The organism is Lactobacillus sp. B4015 (genome assembly GCF_026536055.1).
GTDB lineage: Bacteria > Bacillota > Bacilli > Lactobacillales > Lactobacillaceae > Lactobacillus > Lactobacillus panisapium.
This window is the reverse complement of sequence record NZ_JAFNOY010000001.1, coordinates 147681-170649: the sequence shown is the minus strand read 5'-3', so window position 1 is coordinate 170649 and position 22969 is coordinate 147681. Positions and strand designations below refer to the sequence as shown.

Annotated in this window: 16 protein-coding genes and 2 tRNA genes; 17 read left to right on the top strand and 1 reads right to left on the bottom strand. The window is 39.6% G+C overall.

Annotated elements, in window-relative coordinates; genetic code table 11:
• Positions 1–3: 3 nt before the first annotated feature.
• From mfd to J3U71_RS00815, 12 genes are all read left to right on the top strand, one after another.
• Positions 4–3495, top strand: a complete 3492-nt coding sequence (gene mfd, locus J3U71_RS00870) for a transcription-repair coupling factor (protein ID WP_267392334.1) — start codon at positions 4–6, stop codon at positions 3493–3495.
• 14 nt (positions 3496–3509) lie between these two features.
• Entirely contained in the window at positions 3510–3752 is a 243-nt protein-coding gene (locus J3U71_RS00865) for an RNA-binding S4 domain-containing protein (RefSeq protein WP_103752348.1), read from the top strand.
• Between the two features lie 76 nt (positions 3753–3828).
• Positions 3829–4206 carry an FtsB family cell division protein gene (locus J3U71_RS00860; RefSeq protein ID WP_103752349.1) on the top strand — a complete coding sequence of 126 codons (378 nt, stop codon included), beginning with the start codon at positions 3829–3831 and terminating at the stop codon, positions 4204–4206.
• The gene (locus tag J3U71_RS00855; protein ID WP_220220070.1) at positions 4206–4571 is read left to right on the top strand and encodes a S1 RNA-binding domain-containing protein; all 366 of its coding nucleotides are present in this window, start codon (positions 4206–4208) and stop codon (positions 4569–4571) included. The genes J3U71_RS00860 and J3U71_RS00855 overlap by 1 nt, the downstream gene beginning before the upstream one ends.
• On the top strand, positions 4561–5820 hold the full coding sequence (gene tilS / locus J3U71_RS00850; RefSeq protein WP_267392333.1) for a tRNA lysidine(34) synthetase TilS: 1260 nt from the start codon (positions 4561–4563) through the stop codon (positions 5818–5820). Before J3U71_RS00855 ends, tilS begins: the two co-directional genes overlap by 11 nt.
• A gap of 86 nt (positions 5821–5906) precedes the next feature.
• Entirely contained in the window at positions 5907–8144 is a 2238-nt protein-coding gene (ftsH, locus tag J3U71_RS00845; RefSeq protein WP_267392332.1) for an ATP-dependent zinc metalloprotease FtsH, read from the top strand.
• A 47-nt stretch (positions 8145–8191) separates the two neighbouring features.
• Entirely contained in the window at positions 8192–9067 is an 876-nt protein-coding gene (hslO, locus tag J3U71_RS00840; RefSeq protein ID WP_267392331.1) for an Hsp33 family molecular chaperone HslO, read from the top strand.
• Between the two features lie 59 nt (positions 9068–9126).
• On the top strand, positions 9127–10698 hold the full coding sequence (locus J3U71_RS00835; protein WP_267392330.1) for an ABC transporter ATP-binding protein: 1572 nt from the start codon (positions 9127–9129) through the stop codon (positions 10696–10698).
• A gap of 106 nt (positions 10699–10804) precedes the next feature.
• Positions 10805–11428: a histidine phosphatase family protein gene (locus J3U71_RS00830; RefSeq protein ID WP_220268385.1), complete on the top strand. Its 624-nt coding sequence runs from the start codon at positions 10805–10807 to the stop codon at positions 11426–11428.
• 102 nt (positions 11429–11530) lie between these two features.
• On the top strand, positions 11531–12568 hold the full coding sequence (gene dusB, locus J3U71_RS00825; RefSeq protein ID WP_220268384.1) for a tRNA dihydrouridine synthase DusB: 1038 nt from the start codon (positions 11531–11533) through the stop codon (positions 12566–12568).
• Positions 12569–14110: a lysine--tRNA ligase gene (lysS, locus tag J3U71_RS00820; protein ID WP_220268383.1), complete on the top strand. Its 1542-nt coding sequence runs from the start codon at positions 12569–12571 to the stop codon at positions 14108–14110. It abuts the gene before it with no gap.
• 123 nt (positions 14111–14233) lie between these two features.
• Positions 14234–14794, top strand: coding sequence for a histidine phosphatase family protein (locus J3U71_RS00815; protein WP_220268382.1), 561 nt, complete (start codon positions 14234–14236; stop codon positions 14792–14794).
• A gap of 32 nt (positions 14795–14826) precedes the next feature.
• Here J3U71_RS00815 and J3U71_RS00810 read toward each other — a convergent pair whose 3' ends face one another.
• A complete protein-coding gene (locus J3U71_RS00810; protein WP_267392329.1) occupies positions 14827–15645 on the bottom strand; it encodes a DUF2785 domain-containing protein in 819 nt (272 codons plus the stop codon).
• A gap of 227 nt (positions 15646–15872) precedes the next feature.
• On the opposite strand from J3U71_RS00810, the gene J3U71_RS00805 reads away from it, so the two are divergent.
• From J3U71_RS00805 to rpoB, 5 genes are all read left to right on the top strand, one after another.
• A tRNA-Gly gene (locus tag J3U71_RS00805) sits at positions 15873–15944 on the top strand.
• Positions 15945–15987: 43 nt separating this feature from the next.
• Positions 15988–16061, top strand: a tRNA-Pro gene (locus J3U71_RS00800).
• Positions 16062–16194: 133 nt separating this feature from the next.
• A complete protein-coding gene (locus J3U71_RS00795; RefSeq protein ID WP_220268380.1) occupies positions 16195–16389 on the top strand; it encodes a hypothetical protein in 195 nt (64 codons plus the stop codon).
• Positions 16390–16595: 206 nt separating this feature from the next.
• Positions 16596–19103, top strand: a complete 2508-nt coding sequence (locus J3U71_RS00790) for an ATP-dependent Clp protease ATP-binding subunit (RefSeq protein ID WP_220233089.1) — start codon at positions 16596–16598, stop codon at positions 19101–19103.
• 212 nt (positions 19104–19315) lie between these two features.
• On the top strand, positions 19316–22957 hold the full coding sequence (rpoB, locus tag J3U71_RS00785; protein WP_220232231.1) for a DNA-directed RNA polymerase subunit beta: 3642 nt from the start codon (positions 19316–19318) through the stop codon (positions 22955–22957).
• The last annotated feature ends 12 nt before the right edge of the window (positions 22958–22969 follow it).

The following is a 22969-nucleotide window of genomic DNA, read 5'->3' as shown; positions in this document are numbered from 1 at the left end:
ATCATGCGTTTGACAGACTTAATCGAAAAAGATCAGGATTTAACCGCGTTTATTGCCAAAGCGGTACAAGTTAAAAATTCACTAATCACGGGCGCTAATGCCGGTGCTTTTAGTCTGCTCTTATGTCAGATTGTAACGACACTCAAGCAGCCTTTAATATTAATTGAGGAAAACGAAAATAAAGCTCAGAAACTGTATAGTGAATTAAATGCGGTTATGCCGGATAATACTGTTCAAATTTTTCCACTTGATGCAACAATTGCTACGCAAACCGCTGTTAGTTCTCCTGATGAATTGAGCAGCAGAATCCAAACGCTGAACTTTTTGTTAAGCAAACAAATGGGAATTGTGGTAACGACGCCGCAAGGAATGCAGTATCAACTTTCACAGCCTGAACAATATCAAGCTACTAGAAGAGCCTTTACCCCGGGTAAAGAGTTTGAATTATCTGAACTAACTAACTGGTTAATTCAAGCAGGTTATCGGCGGGAAAACTTGGTTGCGCGGCCGGGTGAATTTGCTCTAAGAGGAGATATCCTTGATATTTACCCGCTTGATCGCGAAAATCCGATCAGAATCGAGTTCTTTGGTGACGAAATCGATACGATTAAGGAATTTGACCTAGCAAGTCAGCGTAGTCAAAAGCAGGTAGAAGAAGTTACGATTGGGGCAGCGCAAGACCGTGTATTTACAGCTGCTGACTTTAGTCGTGCGGCAAAAATGATTACGAAGGCAATGGGCGATGCTCCCGCTCCAAAAGAGGCCGTCAAAGACCACTTTACCCAAATTCTGGATGAATTAAATGGTGGGACTTTACCGCAAAATTATGCTTTTTTAGTTGATTTTTTACTAGCAAAACCAAGTAGCTTACTGGACTATTTAGATTCGGATGGACTAATTTTACTTGACGATTGGCCGTTAATTGATCAGGCGGTAAAGACAGTTGACCAACAAAATGCCGGCTTTATTGATGATGAATTAAAAACGGGTGCAATGTTGCCAGGGCAGCAGTTACGGGCTGACTTTCACCGCATTTGGTCCAAGGATCAGCATCACCACATTTATTTTTCACTCTTTCAGCGTAGCATCGGCCGCGTAAGACTTGGACAGTTATTTGATTGGCAGACACGTGAGCCGCAACAGTTTTTCAGTCAAATGCCGCTAATCAAAACTGAAATTGAATCGTACCAAAGAAACGGCCAAACGGTTGTCTTACAAGCAGATAATCCTAAACGGGCACGGCAGATTAGTCAGACGATGGCCGAATTTGGGATGGATATTCCGGTGGTTAATGCGGCAGATATTTCTGAGCAGCAAACACAAATTATTGTGGGTTCATTCACCAGCGGCTTTACGCTGCCAAATAATAATTTAGTTTATCTAACAGAACATGAACTGTTTAATAAAACCACCCATCACAATCGCCGAATTAAAACACTGGAAAATGCCCAACGTTTGCGCAATTATACGGAACTTAAGCCGGGCGATTATGTTGTTCACGTCAATCACGGAATTGGTCGCTTTGAAGGAATTAAGACCCTAGAAAATAATGGGGTTAAACGTGATTATATTACAATCACTTATCAACATGGCGATCAGCTATTTGTGCCAGCGGATCAACTTAAATTAGTTCAAAAATATGTTGCTTCGGAAGGTAAGACGCCGCATGTTAACAAGCTAGGCGGAACTGAATGGGCTAAAACCAAACGCAAGGTTCAATTGAAGGTGGAGGACATTGCGGATGACCTGATTGATTTATACGCTAAGCGTGAATCTGAAAAGGGCTTTGCATATTCTCCCGATGATAGTTTGCAACGCGAATTTGAGGATGCTTTTCCGTACGTAGAAACACCTGACCAATTGCGCTCACTGAAAGAAATCAAGCATGATATGGAGCAAGATAAGCCGATGGACCGCCTATTGGTGGGGGATGTTGGCTTTGGTAAAACCGAGGTGGCATTGCGCGCTGCTTTTAAGGCTATTCAGGACAATAAACAGGTAGCTTTTTTGGTACCAACTACCATTTTGGCCCAACAACACTATGAAACAATCCAAGATCGGTTTAAAAACTTTCCGGTCAATTACGCTGTTTTATCCCGCTTTCAAACTCCAGCTGAAGCTAAAAAAATCACAACGGGGTTAAAGGATGGCAAAATTGATCTGGTTGTTGGAACGCACCGGTTATTATCAAAGGATGTCCAATTTAAAGATCTCGGATTGCTAATCGTCGATGAAGAGCAGCGCTTTGGCGTTAAACATAAAGAGCGGCTAAAGGAATTAAAGGCCAATATCGATGTCTTGACTTTGACGGCAACGCCAATTCCGCGAACGCTTCACATGTCAATGGTGGGAGTGCGTGATTTATCTGTTATGGAGACACCGCCATCTAACCGTTATCCGATTCAAACTTATGTGATGGAACAAATTCCTAGCGTCATTAAGGATGCCTGCTTGCGCGAAATGCAACGCGGTGGGCAAGTCTTTTACTTGCACAATCGCATTGATGATATTGATGAAGTTGTTAGTCATTTAGAAGATTTGATGCCAACGGCTAGGATTGTGAGTGTCCATGGGCGCATGAGCAAGAACCAGATGGAAGATATTCTGTACCGTTTCTTGAATCGTGAATTTGATATTTTGGTGACCACCACAATTATTGAAACAGGCATCGACATGCCCAACGTTAATACAATGATTATTGAAGACGCCGACCATTATGGGTTAAGTCAGCTATACCAGTTGCGTGGCCGCATTGGCCGGAGCGCACGGCTAGCCTATGCTTATTTCTTGTATCAGCCTAACAAGGTGCTCACGGAAATAGGGGAAAAGCGGCTTGATGCCATTCGTGATTTTACTGAGCTTGGTTCGGGTTTCAAAATTGCAATGCGTGATTTGTCAATTCGTGGAGCAGGCAATATGCTAGGCGCCCAGCAGCATGGCTTTATTGATAGTGTTGGGTATGACTTGTATTCACAGATGCTGGCAGATGCCATTAAAACGCGTAAGGGCAAGAAAAAGCTTAAAAAGAGTAACGCAGAAATTGATCTGGGCTTGGAAGCATATATTCCAGAAAGTTATATCGCTGACCAGGAAGAAAAGATCGAGTTCTACAAGAAAATTAAGGCGGCTGATGTTGATGAAATTGCACAAATTCAGGATGAGTTAATTGATCGCTTTGGTGATTATCCGGAGCCGGTTGAAAATCTCCTCGCAATTTCAAAATTGAAGACTGAGGCGGATTTGGCGCAGGCTTTAACTATTACTAAAAGCAATAATCAAGTCAAAGTTGAATTTGATAAAGAGGCAAGCCGAGAGCTGGAAGGACCGAATATTTTTAAAGCCTTGGAACATGTGAGTTTAAAGGCTAGAATTAACTTATCGCCACAAAAACGGTTAATTGTTTTATTGGAATTGCCAGCTAAGATTCAGAGCAGACAGCTTTTTAATGAATTAACAACATTTATGGCCGGCGCTAATGATATTATTCAAAGATAATTTGAGGTAAAAAAATGAGAATAGATAAATTTTTAAAAGTTTCCCGTTTGGTCAAAAGACGTCCTGTAGCTAAGGAAATGGCCGATCAGGGTCGAATCAAAGTTAATGATAAGGTCGTTAAGTCGAGTTACGATGTCAAGATCGGTGATGTTATTGAAGTCGGCTATGGCGCTAAAGAAGTAAAAGCCAAGGTCTGTGACATTAAGGAAACAACCAAAAAAGCAGAAGCAAGTGAACTATACGAATTAGTTGATTAATTACTTTGTTATTTAATGACTTTTATAAGTGGTCTTGCTATAATGAAATTAGTAATTTTAGTAATAGAAGGAAAAAATTATGAAAGGACCACGTATTTACAATTCGCTTAGTCCAGAAGAGCGAGTTGCACGCTTGAGAAAAAAGCAGGAAAAACGGGAAAAAGAAGTACATCGTGTTCGACGCAACAGGATTATTGCGGCTTTTTTAGTTTTGTTTGCCTTTTTAGGCATTCAACTAGCGGTTACGCATGCGCAAACTAACCGCATTAATGAGCAAGTGCAAACGTCTAAGAAATCGTTAAAGCAGATTAATAATCAGAAAAAGATTTTATTGGCTAAACGCGATGACTTGAAGGATCCTGACTACGTGGCCAAACTTGTTCGCTTCAAGTTCTTGTATTCTAAACCAAATGAAACAGTTTATAATTTACCTGAGGACAAAGATAACAATTAATGAAATACCAAGTAGGACAGCGCGTTACTGGTAAAATTAACAACATTACCGATTTAGGTATCTTCGTATCGCTACCGCAAAATACTTCGGGCCTTATTCACCATAATGATTTTGGCGATAACTGGCTGCATGAAAAACGCCACTATCAGGTCGGAGAGACGATTAGGGTAGTCGTAATTAATAACTTTAAAGGTAAAATAGGATTATCAAAAACGCGGATTAATGATCCTAGTTTAATTGACCATACTAATGAATTTTCAACCACCAAAAAAGAAGACTTCTTAACCGTTTTAGCTAAGACAGTTGCTGATGCCGAAAAGGAAATTAACAAATTACAGCAAGAATTGACCGATTATGCTAGTTGATGATTTTTTTAAGCGTCATGGGTTGCCCCTTGAGAATAAGATGCTCGTAGTTGCTACTAGTGGCGGCCCCGATTCGATGGCACTGCTAGATATGTTGGAGGAACTTCAGTCGCAGTATCATTTAGCCATCATTGCGGCCCACTTGGATCACCAATTACGTGCTGATTCCGCTCGTGAAAGTGAAGTAATTGCAGCTTATTGCCGTGACAAGCCAATTAAGGTGGTTAATGGGTTGTGGCCGACTGCTTTACATCCCCAAAAAGGAGTTGAAGCTGCCGCCCGCGAATATCGGTACCACTTTTTAGTGCAAGTGATGCAAGAAAACAATGCCGATTATCTCTTGACTGCACATCATTGTGACGATCTTTTAGAAAATATTTTATTGAAGTTTATTCGTTCGGGAAATCCCAGTGAAATGAATAGCTTACAGGCGGTAACTAAAATGAAAGACAGGACGCTCTTGCGTCCGTTTTTGTCTTTAGAAAAAGAAACGCTGCTGAAATATGATCAGGAAAAGCAGATTCCGTATGTGATTGATGAGACCAACAATGAAGACGACGTTTTGCGCAACCGTCTGCGCCATCACTTTGTTCCATTATTAAAACAAGAAAATCATCAAATTGGTCAGAATGCTCTGCGCTTTACTAACCAGCTTAATTTGGTAGATTCATTGGTTGAGTTAGAATTTAGCCAGCTCGGACAGCCAGAGAATTTTTTAGGAATTGCTTACCGCATCAAAACTTCGCGGCTTGCCTCTTTATCTAAAAAACAACAGCTTTTTTACTGGCAGTATTTTATTTGGCAAAAGTTTCATATTCGCGTCAATGAGCATTTAGGCGAGTTTAACCTAATTACTTACCAAGCCTATTTTTATCTTTACCAAAATAATTTGCCACCGCAAGAAAAACTGCATCATGTTAGTGTAGGGCAAAAGTTCGGTTTTAATAACCGCCACTGCTTAATTACAACCAGGCCGTGTACTTCTGGCAAGCTAGTTGGACGATTTTATGCTCCAGCTAGTGCAGCTCTAGTCGTTGGTTCATTAACTCCCGGCACGCGGCTGGAGTTAATATCAGGGCAGCACGTTAAAAGCAAGAAAAAATTTGCTGCTAAGGGAATCCCCAATGTTTTACGCCCATACTGCTTGGCAGTGTTAGCAGATGAGGTGCCCGTTTTTGTTGAAAAAACATATGTTAAGCAAAATAAGCGAACTGAATTGCAGCAATATTATTTATATGACAATATTTAATAAGATATTTTAAAATATTAGAGCATCGCTGAAATTTGTGTTAAACTTTTATTCGTATATCCTTAGGAACTTTGCGGAGGTTTTTTATGAAAAATAACCGGAATCGGCTGTTTTCAAACGGCTTGTTCTATATTGTTGTTTTCCTGTTATTATTGGGGGGAATCAACTGGGCACTTGGTGGAACTGATAATTCCGGTGGTAGTGAAAACATTAGCTACTCGGAATTTGTGAAGGATTTAAATGACGGAAAAGTTAAAAACTTTAATGTTCAGCCTTCCAATGGTGTTTACACTGTATCAGGCAGTTACAAGACTGCTCAGGGTACCAAGGGACAGTCAAAAAATAGTTTTGACTTCTTTAATGGTAATTCTGGTTCTAAAGTAACGCGTTTTTCGACAACGATGTTGCAAAATGATTCAAGTGTTTCGAATGTTCAAAACTTAGCTGAAAAGAGTGGTACGAAGATGACCACTCAGGGCGAATCACAGTCTGGCAATTGGATTTCCACGATTGTGATGCTTGTGCCAACCATTTTGTTCATCGTGATGCTTTGGATGATGATTAGTCAAAGCAGTGGCGGTGGCCGTGGTGGTAACGGCGGCATCATGAATTTTGGTCGCTCACACGTTAAGCCAGAAGATCCGAAGAAAAATAAAGTTCGTTTCTCTGATGTTGCAGGTGAAGAAGAAGAAAAGCAAGAATTGGTTGAAGTGGTTGAGTTCCTTAAGAATCCAGCCAAATTCACCAAGCTTGGTGCTAAAATTCCGTCTGGTGTTTTGCTTGAGGGTCCTCCGGGTACTGGTAAGACCTTACTTGCGCGGGCAGTTGCTGGTGAAGCCAATGTACCATTTTTCTCAATTTCTGGTTCAGACTTTGTAGAAATGTTTGTCGGTGTTGGTGCCAGTCGTGTACGTGATTTATTTACCAATGCTAAGAAAAATGCACCAAGTATTATCTTTATCGATGAAATTGATGCAATCGGTCGTCGTCGTGGTAGCAATGCTAGCGGTGGTGGTAACGATGAACGTGAACAGACCTTAAACCAGTTGTTAGTTGAAATGGATGGTTTTGAGGGCAATGAAGGTGTTATTGTTATTGCCGCAACTAACCGGTCCGATGTATTGGATCCAGCTTTGCTTCGTCCTGGTCGTTTTGACCGGAAAGTCTTGGTTGGTACTCCGGATGTTCGCGGACGTGAAGCTATTTTACGGGTTCACGCTAAGAACATGCCGTTAGCTGACGACGTTGATTTAAAGGAAATTGCGCGCCAAACACCAGGTTTTGTTGGTGCCGATTTGGCTAACCTGTTGAATGAAGCTGCATTGCTTGCTGCTCGGCGCAATGGCAATGAAATTACTGCAAGTGATTTAGATGAAGCAGAAGATCGTGTCATTGCCGGTCCAGCTAAGCGTAATAGCATGATTTCTAAGAAAGAGCGTCAGCGAGTTGCCTTTCACGAAGCCGGTCACTCCATTTGTGGGCTGGTCTTAAGCGATTCACGGACAGTTCGTAAAGTTACTATCGTACCTCACGGACGGACTGGCGGGTACAACCTGATGTTGCCAAAAGATGACCAGTTCCTGTTGACTAAGAAACAATTAATGGAACAAATTGTCGGTTTAATGGGTGGTCGTGCAGGTGAAGAAGTTGTTGTTGGTGACCAATCAACTGGTGCCTCAAACGACTTCGAGCAGGCAACGCAAATTGCTCACAGCATGGTTGTTAATTACGGTATGACCGATTCTTTAGGAATGGTTGAGCTCGAAAAAGAGGGCGAAACTAATCCATACGGCTTTAAACCATATAGTGAAGCAACTTCTGCTAAGATTGATGAAGCAGTGAAGAAGATTCTTGACGAAGCTCATGAACAAGCGGTTGAAATTGTTAAGAATAACCGTGAAAAACACCGCATCATTGCAGAAGCCTTGCTGAAGTATGAAACTTTGGACGAAAAGCAGATTATGTCACTCTACACTACTGGAAAAATGCCTGAAAAGACGGTTGAAGAATATCCAAGTGAGTCTAAAGCGTCAACTTATGAAGAAGCAAAAGCTGCTGCTGAAAAGAAAGAAAATCATAAGGCAGATGGTGCAGATTCATTGCCACCAAGTGAGCAAAAACAAGAGCAAATTTCTGAAGAGGAAAAATCCGAAACTCCTTTAGAAAAGAATAAAGAAGCAGAAGAAAGAAATCCTGAGAATCCAGAAAAGCTTGAATTTCCTGAGGAAAATGGTTCAGAAAAAGCAGATAATGCTGAGTCTGGACAAAACAAAGATTCTAATTTAAGTGATGACGATCACTCTGATGATCATTCACAAAATTAATAATTAATAGGGCCTGTGTTGGGCTCTATTTTTTTAGGAGAATAAAAATGAGCGACTATTTAATTAAAGCAATTGATAAAACTAAAAATTTACGTTTGTTAACGATTAATGCCAAAAATTTAGTACAAGAAGCACAAACTAGACACGACACTTGGTCTGCTTCTTCTGCCGTTTTAGGGAGAACTTTAGTTGCTGGTGTATTGCTAGCAGGGGCTGAATTGACTGATCAAGAGGAGTTAACTGTTCGCCTGCTTGGCAATGGTCCTGTTGGACCAACGATTGTTACGGCTAAGTCTGACTTAACGGTTAAAGGTTATGTGAAAAATCCGCATATTGCATTACCGCCGAAGGATGATGGTCATATTGATGTTAAAAAGGCAGTGGGCGAAGGTTGGCTCGAAGTGACCAAAGATTTAGGTTTGAAAGAACCATACACAGGGCAAGTACCAATCGTTTCTGGCGAAATTGCCGAAGATGTTGCATACTATTTAACAAAGTCGGAACAAATTCCTTCTGCTGTTGGACTGTCCGTTTTTGTTAATCCCAATAATTCAATTGGCGCTGCTGGTGGTTTTATGTTGCAAGCCTTACCGGGAGCAAGTGATTCTTTAATCGATCATACAATTGAGCGGATTAACAATTTGCCAGCACTGTCTAGTTCATTCTTAGATGGGATGACGCCTGAAGAGTTAGCCAAGTTAATTTTGGGTGATGACTGCAAGATTTTAGCAAAAGACGATGTTGCATTTAAATGTGATTGCTCGAAAGAAAAATATGCCCAAATTTTGGTCACACTCAAAACGAGTCAATTGCAAGAAATGATTGCCAAAGATCATGGTGCAGAATTAACTTGCAATTTCTGTGGTAACAAGTATAACTATACAGAAGAGGAGTTAAAGGCAATTTTAGCTGATAAAAAGTAATATTTAGTTCGACAAAAGTTAGTGTTAAATAACGATATTTTTATAAAAAGGTAAAAGTCATGATATTCAACTACTTGAAAAAATTAATTTTAAAAATCGGTGTTGCTCGGGTCATGGCTTTTATTGTGCTTTTAATTATTAGTTATGCGGTGTATTTTTTACAGCCTTATTTGATTAATCAGTTATTTGCGCAAAAGCAAACGCAAACTAACAGGGTAATTGTTCTGTTATTACTAGCAATTTCACTTATGATGATGCCGCTAATTAATTGCCTCAATAACGGTTTTATCCAGGCTGTGCGCAAATATTCCAAACAGGAACTATGGGCAGATATTACTAAAAAGCCGCTGAGTTATTTTGCTAGACAATCGGTTGGCAAAGTCCAGAGCTATATTAAGGATGTATCCTTTGCTTGTCGCGAATTAGAACAAACTAGTTTAGCTGTTGTAATTCAAATGGCTGTGATGTTAATTTTATATACGATCCTGCTTAGTCTGCAAAATATTTGGCTGGGGTTGGCTTACTTATTGTTTTTTATTGGTTACCTATTAGTTTCGATAATGATGGCAAGGAAAAATCGGCAAAATGTGGCTTCTTCTTTAAGTAGTGCCTCTAAAGTTAATGAGTATATTGTTGATTATTATCGTAATGTTGAAACAATTATGTCGAGTGACGCAGCTAAATATGAACAGGACAAGATGGACAAAATTCTTGCCCACGAGCAAAGTTCATTTATCAAAGTCCAAGCAATTACAAACAAGGCAGCGCTGCTGCAACAATTAATGATTGTTGTCTTAGCTTGTGTGATTGCAGGAATTAGTCAATTTTTATTAGGCACTCATGACTCACAGTCTCTTTCAATTGTGTTGATTTTATTGTATTCCATCTTAAATTTGTCCGGTTTTGGTACACAATATTTGGCAATTGAGGAACTGTTAAACCGGATTCGGGCAGGGCTTGCTGAACTTGAATACGGTAAAGCAGAAAAAGTTCCACTCACTTGCTTCCACCTGGATGGCAGTAAACAAGAAATTATCATTAATGGCATCAGTTATTCATATCACGGACAACACCCGGTTTTAAGTAATTTAAAGCTCAATTTTAAAAAGGGCGAAATGTCGGCGCTGATTGGGCCGAACGGAGCGGGAAAGAGTACCTTGCTAAAAATTATCAGTGGCTTTTATCAACCGGATAAAGGGCAGATTATTCTTCCGTTTAGTGATAGGCCTACCATAATGTATGTGGCGCAGGATGCCTCCTTGTTTAATCGGTCCCTAATGGCTAATATCTGTTATCCAGACCATCAAGTTGATCTTCAGAAAATTTACGGCTTAGTCCAGGAAATTGGGTTAGATTCACTGATTAAATCCCCGACTGATTTAATTGATAAAACGCCTGGAGATTTTAAGAATAAAATTTCAGGCGGTGAGGAACAAAAAATCCTCTTTATGCGGGCGATCATCACTAAACCACAAATTTTGTTATTAGATGAATTTACAAGTAATTTGGATGAAAAATCGATTGCTACCGTCTATAAAATGCTTAAACAATATATACCTAAGAGTACGATTATTAGTGTCATTCACCGGACAGCCGAACTTCGCTATTATAAACATGTGGTGGAGTTGTAAAAACTAGGGCTAGCACTTAATTATTCCTTAAAATTAGGGTGCGGCAATTACTAAATTTGATTATAATGGAGAAGTTGAATCGAAATAGAATAAGGAGTGTAACTAAATGCTAAACGTGTATATTGTGCGTCACGGTCAAACTGATACTAATAAAACCTTAGCCATTAATGGTTCAGGAACCAACCTGCCCTTAAACGAAACGGGAATTAAGCAGGCTGAAGCTTTACGTGATAGTTTTGACATTAATAAAATTGATTATGTCTACGCCAGCCCCTTAACTAGGGCTAAGCAAACGGCTGAGATATTGAATCAAAATAAGCACAACATTATTTATGATAACCGGCTTAAGGAAATGAATTATGGTAATTGGGACGGAAAATCTGCTGTAGATATTCGCTCGAAATACCCACAGGCCTTTGATGATTTAGGGTATTTTACTGAAAATTATACTAATTATTGTACCGGTGAAAGTTACGAGCATTTAGCTGCACGTTTAACCGACTTTTGGCATGACCTGGTTCAGCGGCATGTGAATGAATCAGTTGCATTGGTATTCCATGGTACTGCTTCGCGGTCGATGGTACAGAACATTTTAGGAAGTAAGAAAATTTCTAAAATTGGTGAAATGCAAAATGCTGGTGTCACCAATATTTCAGTTGACGATCATAGTAAAGAAGCCTTTTTGCGTTACTACAATCGGGTTGCACCGTGCAATTTCTTTATTGAATAATCAAAAATTAAATTACTTAAATTTTAGCATGCATAATAGCCAGAAATTTTGCTTATAAGATCCTTTTTGTTATGATGTTAAAGTATTTGAAAGGATGATTTGGTGAATAATAGCTGGAAAATTCGCGAAATAACCATCCCAAACCGGGTTGTTGTAGCGCCGATGGCCGGAGTATCGAATTCGGCTTTTCGGATGATTTGTAAGGAATTCGGTGCCGGCTTGGTTGTATGCGAGATGATTTCTGATCATGGAATTATTTATCGCAATAAAAAAACAATGTCGATGATGCAGGTTGATCCGCGTGAACACCCAATGAGTATTCAAATTTTTGGTGGTACAGAGGAAACCCTGCTTGAAGCGGCACAATATATTGATCAACACACGGCGGCTGATATTATTGATATTAATATGGGGTGTCCGGTGCCAAAAATCACTAAGACCGATGCGGGGTCGAAGTGGCTTTTGGATGCTAACAAAATTTATCAAATGGTGCACGCCGTAGTCCAAAATGTTTCTAAGCCCGTTTCCGTTAAAATGCGGATTGGTTGGGATCGTAAACATATTTTTGCGGTTGAAAATGCCTTAGCTGCCCAAGAAGCGGGTGCCAGTATGATTGCGATGCACGGCAGAACTCGGAAACAAATGTATGCCGGTGAAGCAGACTGGGAGACGCTTCATGAGGTAGCTCAAGTACTTGACGTGCCATTTGTTGCTAACGGTGACATTACAACACCTGAACTTGCTAAAAAGGCCTTAGATGAAATTGGCTGTACCGCCGTCATGATTGGTCGCGCTGCTTTAGGTAATCCGTGGATTGTCAAAGATATGGTGCATTATTTGGACACTGGTGAAAAGCTCGCACCTCAGACGGTTCGTGAGCGGGTAGCAACTGCTAAACACCAGTTGAAGGGCCTAGTAGATCTTAAAGGTGAAAAAATTGCTGTCCCAGAGTTTAGGCAACAAGCAGCATATTATTTGAAGGGAATTCCCCGTTCAGCCCGTACTCGTGCTAAAATAAATGAAGTTTGGACGGCACAAGAGGTTTATGACTTACTTGACAATTTTGTTGAGGACTATGAAGCAAGGCAAGCACAAAAGGCTGTTAGAAGCGAAAATAGAAAGATAATGGAGGAAAAGTAATTGGCTAAAAGTGAAATGAACGACCAATTAATCGTTCGCCGCCAAAAAATGGAAGAATTACGCGAAAATGGGATTGAGCCATTTGGCATGAGAAAATTTGACCGGCAAGATTTGGCTCGAACTTTAAATGAAAAATACGCACAAGATGATAAGGATGAGTTAAATAGCGAGCTCCCTAAGACCAAAGTTGCTGGCAGAATGTTGGCAAAAAGAGGTAAGGGTAAAGTCGGTTTTGCTGATCTTTATGACAGAACTGGTAAGATTCAGATTTACGTTCGTAAAGACATCGTCGGTGAAGAAAACTACCAGATTTTCAAAAAATCTGATATTGGTGACTTCTTAGGTATCGATGGCGAAGTGATGAAGACCGATACTGGTGAATTAACCATTCGGGCTTTGCACGTAACTTTCTTATCTAAAGCTTTACGGCCTTTGCCAGATAAATACCATGGTTTGAAGGACGTTGAACAAATCTACCGTCAACGTTATTTGGACTTAATTACTAATCATGAAAGTTATAAACGTTTTGTTAACAGGACTAAGATTATTCAAGCAATCCGTGATTTCTTAAATGGTAAGGACTTCTTGGAAGTTGAAACGCCAGTTTTACACAATATTCCTGGTGGTGCTGAAGCTCGGCCATTTATTACCCACCACAATGCTCTTGATATTGACTTATACATGAGAATAGCACTTGAATTGCCTCTTAAGCGCTTGATTGTCGGTGATATGGAACGGGTCTACGAAATTGGTCGTGTGTTCAGAAATGAAGGTCTAGATACTCACCATAACCCAGAATTTACTGAACTGGAAACCTATGCCGCATACTGGGACTTCCACGATGTGATGGATGAAGCAGAAGGCATTATTCGGGCAGCTGCTAACGTTGTTACGGATGATGGTAAGGTAACTTACCAGGGTACCGAAATTGATCTTGGCAAGCCATTCCGTCGTGTTCACATGGTTGATTTGATTAAAGAAAAAACTGGCGTTGATTTCTGGAAAGAAATGAGCGTTGAGGAAGCAACTAAGATTGCTGAAGATCATGATATCAAGGTGGAAAGTTTCTGGAAGGTTGGTCACATTATCAACGCTTTCTTTGAAAAATACTGTGAAGAAACAATTGTTGACCCAACCTTTGTCTATGGTCACCCAGTTGAAATTTCACCACTGGCTAAAAAGAATGCTGATGATCCTCGTTTCACTGACCGTTTTGAAATCTATATCATGGGCGAAGAATACGGCAATGCCTTTTCTGAGTTGAACGATCCAGATGACCAACGTGAACGTTTTGAAGCGCAAATGGATGAACGTGAAGCTGGTAACGATGAAGCCGACATGATTGATGAAGATTACTTGCGGGCAATGGAATACGGAATGCCGCCTACAGGTGGTCTCGGCATCGGTATTGACCGTTTGGTAATGCTCTTAACTGATGCGCCTGCCATTAGGGATGTTTTGCTCTTCCCAACGATGCGTCCAGAAAAGGTTGAAGATATTGACCGTGAAGTTCAGGAAGATTTGAAGAAAAAAGATCATTAACATAACATGTCTGTAAAAAGCAAGCCTTTAATTTTAATGGTTTGCTTTTTTGTAACCAATTAATAGATAATGGCAGTAAGTCACTTTTTAACACTAAATTTAACTGAAAGAGAAAAATCATAAATGACAATTGTGTATTTTGTTCGGCATGCAGAACCAGACTTAAGCAATCACAACGACTTAACCAGGCAGTTATCCAAAAAAGGGTTGGCTGATTGCCAAAAGTTAGTAGAATATTTTAGCAATCAAAACATAAGTGCCATTTATTCCAGCCCATATAAACGCGCGGTTGAGACTATTCAGCCCGTTGCCAAACAAAAAAAGTTAAAAGTTAAGCGAATTGAAGCTTTTAGAGAAAGAAAAGTCGGTGATAGCTGGATTTCTAACTTCCATGAATTTTGTGAATCCCAATGGGCTAATTTCGATTATAAATTGCCTAAAGGCGAATCTTTACGACAAACGCAACAAAGAAATATTAAGGCCTTGGAATTTGTCATTAAGAATCACGAAAAACAGCGTGTAATTATTGCTAGTCATGGAAACGCTATTGGTACGGTTATTAATTATTTTGACCCTACCTTTGACTATTTAAAGTTTAAGTCTATTCAACCGATTATGCCTTTTATTGCTAAATTTTCGTTTTCGGATTCATTGAAACAATATCGAATAATTAAATTGTTATAAATTTGCTAAAAAGACAAAGGAAAATATGCCATTTACTCATAGCCCATTTCAGTATAGTATTTAGTGATTTTTTCTCTTAATATGATCTGTAAATCTTTGGTAGCATCAAAGAAGAAGTACCAGTTTTGTAAAAGCCGTAACCAAGTACTTAATTTATGCCATGACAGCAGATCGTCTTTTTGCAATTCCTGATATCTCACTATGTCGCTTTGATTAATAAGTTCAATGAAGTTGCTAAGGGCAATTTTGTTAGCTTTAACACCTTGGTAAAATGCAAAAGCGAGTCTTTGCTCTTCATCATCGACAAAAGGTGCTTTCATATTTTTAAAAATTGTGGGAATTATTTGCATAAGCTTATTTTGATTTTGCTCAAAAAATTTGGGATGACTTAAAGCTGCACCAAGAAAGTCGCTGCCGTGGGCAATGCTATGGGCCCAGCCTTTGCCTTCAACATAGCCGCGATAATCTTTTTCGCGCAGGAGGTAGTCAATGCTCCATGCAAAGAGCTGCTTGCGCTGCTCGTTCGTCAAAATTTCCGTTTCCTGATCTGTTTCGAGTATGACGGAGCCTAATAAGGCACTGAATGATCTTAAAAAAACATTGTCATTTTGTGGTTTAGCAATATCTTTAAAGAGCTTCTTTTCTGTTATAAATGTATTAATAATAGTTTGTTCTTGCTCATGAGTAAATGCGCGTTCTAAAAAGCCGCGGGCAAATAAAGTATAGACAAGATCATCGCGAATAACTGGATCTAAGTTACCGATATTGCCCAGCAACAATTGCACTTGATTATCCGTAAATTTTAATTCGCCTTCGGGGCATCTGACTAATTTTTCTAGACTATGTTTCATTGTTATCACCAACCTCAATACAGAATTTTTCATTAATTATATATCTTGATCAAGTATTAGAGCTATAGGTAAGGGTAATTATTACTAAAAGATCGTAGAAGTTCAAAGTTTTTTCCTTTGCTGACCCCCAAAAACGCTAGGTTTGATGTGCCAGTTGCAATTTCGTGAATTTTTTTGTCAAAAAGGTTTGCAAATCAGATGGGGTTTGCTATAATAATATTTGTCTTGCGGAAGTAGTTCAGTGGTAGAACATCACCTTGCCATGGTGGGGGTCGCGGGTTCGAATCCCGTCTTCCGCTCTAAAAAATAAAGACTCACCGCGCGGTGAGTTTTTTTGTTAATCGGGAAATAGCTCAGCTTGGTAGAGCGCTACGTTCGGGACGTAGAGGTCGCAGGTTCGAATCCTGTTTTCCCGATATTTTATTTACCCCTATTGCAATGTCATTTGACATTTACACTTTGAGTTTTGTTAATTGGTCGTAGTTGAAAAAATAAAATAAACTTTGACTAGATGTTAAAGAAATAAATATTATTAAAGAGGAAACATCAATGGACAAGTATACGAAAAGCTTGATTTTAGGCTTAACGGTAGGAATCTTTGGCTTTGGTTATAGTTTGCTAGTCGATCAAAAAATTGTTTTTCCCAATAATGTAGTTAAGACCATAACTGACGCAATTGTGATGGGGCTTTTTGCCTTCTTAGTAGAAATAGTATTAAATCATTTTAATCAGCCCAAAAAATAAGTTTGCTATTGCAAACTTATTTTTTTATATCAGTCTAAGTAGAAGCCAATGTTTTAGAATGTAAATTCGCATCAAAAGTTAGTCTCTGCTATAATGAGAGCAATGTTTTTAAGTACAAAACGATTAACAAGCTTGAATCAAATTATTTTACATTTTTGCAAAAAAGTTTATAGTGTATACACGTCATTTTTAAAGGTGGTGCTATGATGAAAAAATCTTATACTAGAAGTGCAAATCAAGTCTTAGAAATTGCACGTGAACAAGCACAAAGTTTTCATCATCGCTTGATTGGTACTGAACACGTACTGCTTGCGATGGTAATTGAATCTGATGGCGAAGCAGGCAAGAACTTGCGCGCTTGGGGTGCAACGCCAACAGCTATCCGTGAAGAAATTGAGCGTTATACTGGTTATGGTTCAGCTGGCAAAACCACTTATATGGAAATGTCGCCGCGTTTAAGCATGGTATTGGCTTATGCCGGTACATTAGCTGAGCGAGAAGGCTCTTCGAAGATTAAGACCTGCCATATTTTGCTCGGACTAGTTCTTAATGATCAAATTTTAGCGTCGACCATTCTGCGTAATTTAAATATCGATTTGAGTGGCTTGCGCAATGATCTTTTCCATAGCTTAGGTGCAGACTACGATAGTATTGAGGATAACGATCAGCCTGATAACGGTAATGGTTGGTCCAACTTTAATGGTCCCGAACTAAATAGTCAATCTAATTCCAACAGTAGTACGCCTACCCTGGATCAAGTTTCAGTTAACCTGAATGAGCGAGCTGAAAACGGGGAAATTGACCCGGTAATCGGTCGTGACCGTGAAGTTGCTCGGGTAATTGAAATTTTATCTCGTCGTAATAAAAATAATCCTGTTTTAATTGGTGAACCTGGTGTGGGAAAGACAGCTGTGGCTGAAGCGATTGCTACAGCAATTGTGAACAAAAAAGTACCACACGACTTGATGGATAAGCAGGTTGTTTCTCTTGATTTAGGTGGTCTTGTTGCCGGTACAAAATACCGGGGCGAATTCGAAGACCGAATGAAGAAAATCATTAAAGAAATCACTGAAGATGGTACGATTATTCTTTTTGTCGATGAAATGCACACATTAATTGGTGCAGGTGGTGCAGAGGGCTCAATTGATGCAGCCAATATCTTAAAACCATCATTAGCACGTGGTGATATTCAAATGATTGGTGCAACAACCTTTGATGAGTATCAAAAATACGTTGAAAAAGATCAGGCTTTAGCTAGACGTTTCCAGATCGTACGGTTGAATGAACCTTCAAGAACTGAAACTAAGGCAATTTTGTCAGGATTAAAGCCGAAGTATGAAAAATTCCACCACGTCAAGATTACCGATTCCGCAATTGAAAATGCAATTGATTTATCAAGTCGTTACATTTCTAACCGTTATTTACCCGATAAGGCAATCGACTTAATTGATGAGGCAAGTGCCGCAGTTAAAATTAAGTCAGGTAAGGGTTCAAACAATCAATTAATTCAGATTAATGAACAAATTAAAAAGGTCATTGAGCAGAAAAATGAAGCTGCCGTTAACCAGAACTTCGTTAAGGCGGCTCAATTGCAGGATCGACAAAATAGTTTACAATTGCGCCAAGATCAGCTCTCTAATCGTCTAGATCAAGCTACTAGTAAAAAGTCAACGGTTCAGCCAGAAGATGTTGCTAAAGTAGTTTCTAATTGGACGGGAGTGCCTGTCACGCAGATGAACCGTGATGAAACTAAGCATTTAGCTAATCTGGAAAGCGATTTGCATAAGCGGATTATTGGTCAAGATAAAGCAGTATCAGCTGTTAGTCGTGCAGTTCGCCGTAGTCGTAGCGGCATTAAGGATGAAAATCGACCAATTGGTTCCTTCTTATTCTTAGGACCAACGGGAGTTGGTAAAACTGAATTAGCTAAGGCAATTGCTGCTTCTATTTTTGGCTCAGAAAACAACTTGATCAGAATTGATATGTCTGAATACATGGACCAAATTGCTAACAGTAAGTTGATTGGTTCTGCACCGGGTTATGTTGGCTATGATGAGGGTGGCCAATTATCTGAACAGGTCAGACGTCATCCTTATTCCGTTGTTTTATTGGATGAAGTTGAAAAAGCGCACCCAGATGTTTTCAATTTGCTATTGCAAGTTCTTGATGATGGTTTCTTGACTGATTCTAAGGGACGCAAGGTTGATTTTAAGAACACAATTGTGATTATGACCTCTAACCTTGGCTCACGGTCTCTGTTTGAAACTAAGGAAGTTGGCTTTACGGCTGATAATTCAAGTCAAATTGAAATGCGAAAAGATCGTGTACGGCAGGCTCTAAAACAGTTCTTCCGTCCAGAATTTTTAAACCGAATTGATGAAACAATTATTTTTGACGAACTCGATCAAAAGCAGCTTCGTCAAATTGTTACCTTGTTGACCCGTAAGTTAATTAACCGGTTAAATAAACAAGGTGTTCAATTAAAAATTTCCCGTGCCGCTTTAGATAAGATTGCTAAAGACGGTTACAATCCTGAGATGGGGGCACGACCACTTCGCAGAGCTATTCAAAAGGATATTGAAGACGAAATAGCTTCAATGCTAATCAAGGGCGACCTTAAAGAAGGCGACTTGCTCAAAATTGGTTGTAATCATAATAAATTAAAGTTTGACATTGTTAAGGCAAATGACAAAAGTCTTGTTGGCTCTAAGTAAAATTGATTGACAAGTCTATTAAAATTTGCTATATTTATGCGTGATTAAAAAGGCTGATTTTCAGGATTTTGCTGATATATTGTCCAGCAGAATAATAAAGGACAAAAACGACTACAGTTGTTTTTGTCTTTTTTATGCTTAAAAATCCCGCTTTTTGAAATTGTAACCAAAATGTAATATTAGCTTTCTCTGACAGAAAGGATGTTTTCTCCTTGTTAAATGGACACGTAGTGAATTTTGGTCAACATCGTACAAGACGTAGTTTCTCTCGTATTAAAGAAGTATTGAAACTACCTAACTTGACTGATGTCCAAACTGAATCATATAAATGGTTTTTGGATGAAGGTATTAAGGAAGTCTTCGACGACATTATGCCAATTAGTGACTTTTCAGGTAAGCTTTCGCTTGAATACGTTGGCTATAAACTGCAAAAGCCAAAGTATACTGTTGATGAGGCACGTGATCATGATGCAACTTATGCTGCACCAATGCATGTAACCTTAAAGTTGACTAACCAAAAAACCGGTGAAATTAAGACCCAGGATGTTTTCTTCGGCGATTTACCATTAATGACCGAATCCGGTTCATTTATTATCAATGGTGCCGAAAGAGTTATTGTTTCGCAATTAGTTAGATCACCAAGTGTCTACTACTCCGGTGACTATGATAAGAATGGTCGGCAAATCTTTGGGACCACAGTTATTCCTAACCGTGGAGCATGGCTTGAATACGAAACTGACGCTAAAAATGTGTCATATGTTCGTGTTGACCGTACCCGTAAGTTGCCTTTGACGGTTTTAATTAGAGCATTAGGAATCGGCTCTGATGGTGAAATCACTGACATTTTCGGTGATAGTGACACATTACAATTTACTTTAGATAAAGATGTGCACAAGAATCCAGCTGATTCCCGCGTTGCCGAGGCGTTGAAGGATATTTACGAACGTCTGCGTCCAGGAGAACCAAAGACAACCGATTCTTCACGTTCGCTACTTTACGCTCGCTTCTTTGATCCACGCCGCTACGACTTAGCACCTGTTGGTCGTTACAAGGTTAATAAGAAGTTATCATTAAAGAATCGTCTTTTTGGTCAAACTTTAGCTGAAACTCTAGCTGATCCAGATACTGGTGAAATCATTGCTAAAAAGGGTACTGTTGTTACTCATGAAGTAATGGACGGTTTGGAAAAGTACCTTGACCGTGATGACTTCAAGATGGTTACTTATGAACCTTCTAAAGAAGGTGTCTTGCCAGATCCAATTAACGTGCAAGAAATTAAGGTTTACTCAAAGGTTAACCCAGAACGTGTTGTTAAGTTAATTTCTAATGGTCATATTGCTAAGGATGTTAAGTACTTAACTCCAGCTGATGTTTTGGCATCAATTAACTACTTCTTCTTATTACAAGATGAAATTGGTAATACTGATGATATTGACCACTTGGGTAACCGTCGTATTCGTCGTGTTGGTGAATTATTGCAAAATCAATTTAGAATTGGTTTAGCAAGAATGGAACGTGTTGTTCGTGAAAGAATGTCAATTCAGGATCCTTCAACAGTTACACCACAGCAATTGATCAATATTCGGCCAATTGTCGCTAGCATCAAAGAATTTTTCGGGTCATCACAACTGTCACAGTTTATGGACCAACACAACCCGCTTGGCGAATTAACGCATAAGCGTCGTATGTCTGCTTTAGGGCCTGGTGGTTTGACTCGTGACCGTGCTGGATACGAAGTCCGGGATGTTCACTATACTCAATATGGTCGTTTGTGCCCAATTGAAACACCAGAAGGACCAAACATTGGGTTGATCAACTCGCTTGCAACATACGCAATTATTAACAAGTACGGTTTTATCGAAACACCTTATCGGCGCGTTTCATGGAAGACACACAAGGTTACCGATAAGATTGACTACTTAACAGCTGATGTTGAGGATAACTACATTATTGCCGGTGCTAACACTAAGTTAAATCCTGATGGTTCATTCAAGGATGACTTAATTTTGGCAAGACACAAGGAAGATAACGTCGAAGTTAGTCCAGATAAGATTGATTACATGGACGTTATTCCTAAGCAAGTTGTTTCTGTTGCGTCTGCATGTATTCCATTTTTGGAAAACGATGACTCTAACCGTGCATTGATGGGTGCCAACCAGCAACGTCAGGCAGCACCTTTAATTAATCCACACAGTTCACTTGTTGGTACTGGTATGGAATATCGTGCCGCTCACGATTCTGGTGCAGCTATTGTTGCTAAAGCTGCTGGTACAGTTGAATATGTTGACGCTAACACAGTTAGAATTAGACGTGATGACAGTACTTTAGACAAGTACACTCTTGAAAAGTACCGTCGTTCAAACAATTCTAAGTCATACAACCAAACACCAAACGTTAAGTTGGGTGATCGAGTTGAAGAAGGCGAAGTAATTGTCAATGGTCCAACAATGGATCACGGAGAACTTGCTTTGGGACAAAACCCAGTTATTGCCTTCATGACTTGGAACATGTACAACTACGAAGATGCCATCATGTTATCAGAACGTCTGGTTAAAGATGATGTCTATACTTCAATTAGTATTGAGGATTATGAATCTGAAGCACGTGACACTAAGCTAGGACCTGAAGAAATTACTCGCGAATTACCAAATGTTGGTGAGGATGCTTTAAAGGATCTCGATGGTCAAGGAATTGTTCGCATTGGTGCTGAAGTTCATGATGGTGATATTTTAGTTGGTAAGGTTACACCAAAAGGGGTAACTGAATTATCAGCAGAAGAAAGATTGCTACACGCCATTTTTGGTGAAAAAGCACGTGAAGTTCGTGATACTTCCCTTCGTGTACCTCATGGTGGTGGCGGAATTGTTCGCGATGTCAAGGTTTATACGCGTGAAAATGGTGATGAACTTTCACCAGGTGTAAACACCTTAGTTCGCGTTTACATTGCCCAAAAGAGAAAGATCCAAGTCGGAGACAAGATGTCTGGTCGTCACGGTAACAAGGGTACGGTTGCTGCTGTTGTTCCTGAAGAAGACATGCCATACTTACCAGATGGTACTCCAGTTGATATTTGTTTGAACCCAATGGGTGTTCCTTCACGTATGAACATTGGACAGCTGTTAGAACTGCACTTAGGTCGAGCAGCTAATAGTCTTGGTATTCACGTTGCCACTCCTGTATTTGATGGAGCCAGCGAAGATGATGTTTGGGATACTGTCCACAAGGCTGGTATCGATAAAGATGGTAAAACAGTTCTTTATGATGGTCGGACTGGTGAACCATTCCATAACCGTGTATCTGTCGGAATCATGCACTACTTGAAGCTGACTCACATGGTTGATGATAAGATTCACGCTCGTTCAATTGGGCCTTACTCATTAGTTACGCAACAACCTCTTGGTGGTAAAGCACAATTTGGTGGTCAGCGTTTCGGTGAAATGGAAGTTTGGGCACTTGAAGCTTATGGTGCTGCTTATACTTTGCAAGAAATTTTGACTTACAAGTCCGATGATGTTGTTGGACGTGTTAAGGCTTATGAGGCAATTGTTAAGGGCGATAGAATTCCTAAGCCAGGTGTGCCAGAGTCATTCCGCGTTTTAGTCAAGGAATTGCAATCTTTAGGATTAGATATTCGTGTTCTTGACATGGACCACAAGGAAATTGAATTGCGCGACATGGATGATGATTCAAATGAACATTTGAATATTGATACTTTGTCGAAGATGGCCGAAGAACAACAAAAGAAGAAGTTAGCCGAAGAAACCACAAAATCTGAAGATGAAGAAACTGAGGAATCAACACCGGTTGATACTCCTGTGGATGAATCTGATGACGATAATAAGATTTCTAAATAAGTAGGGGGTTAA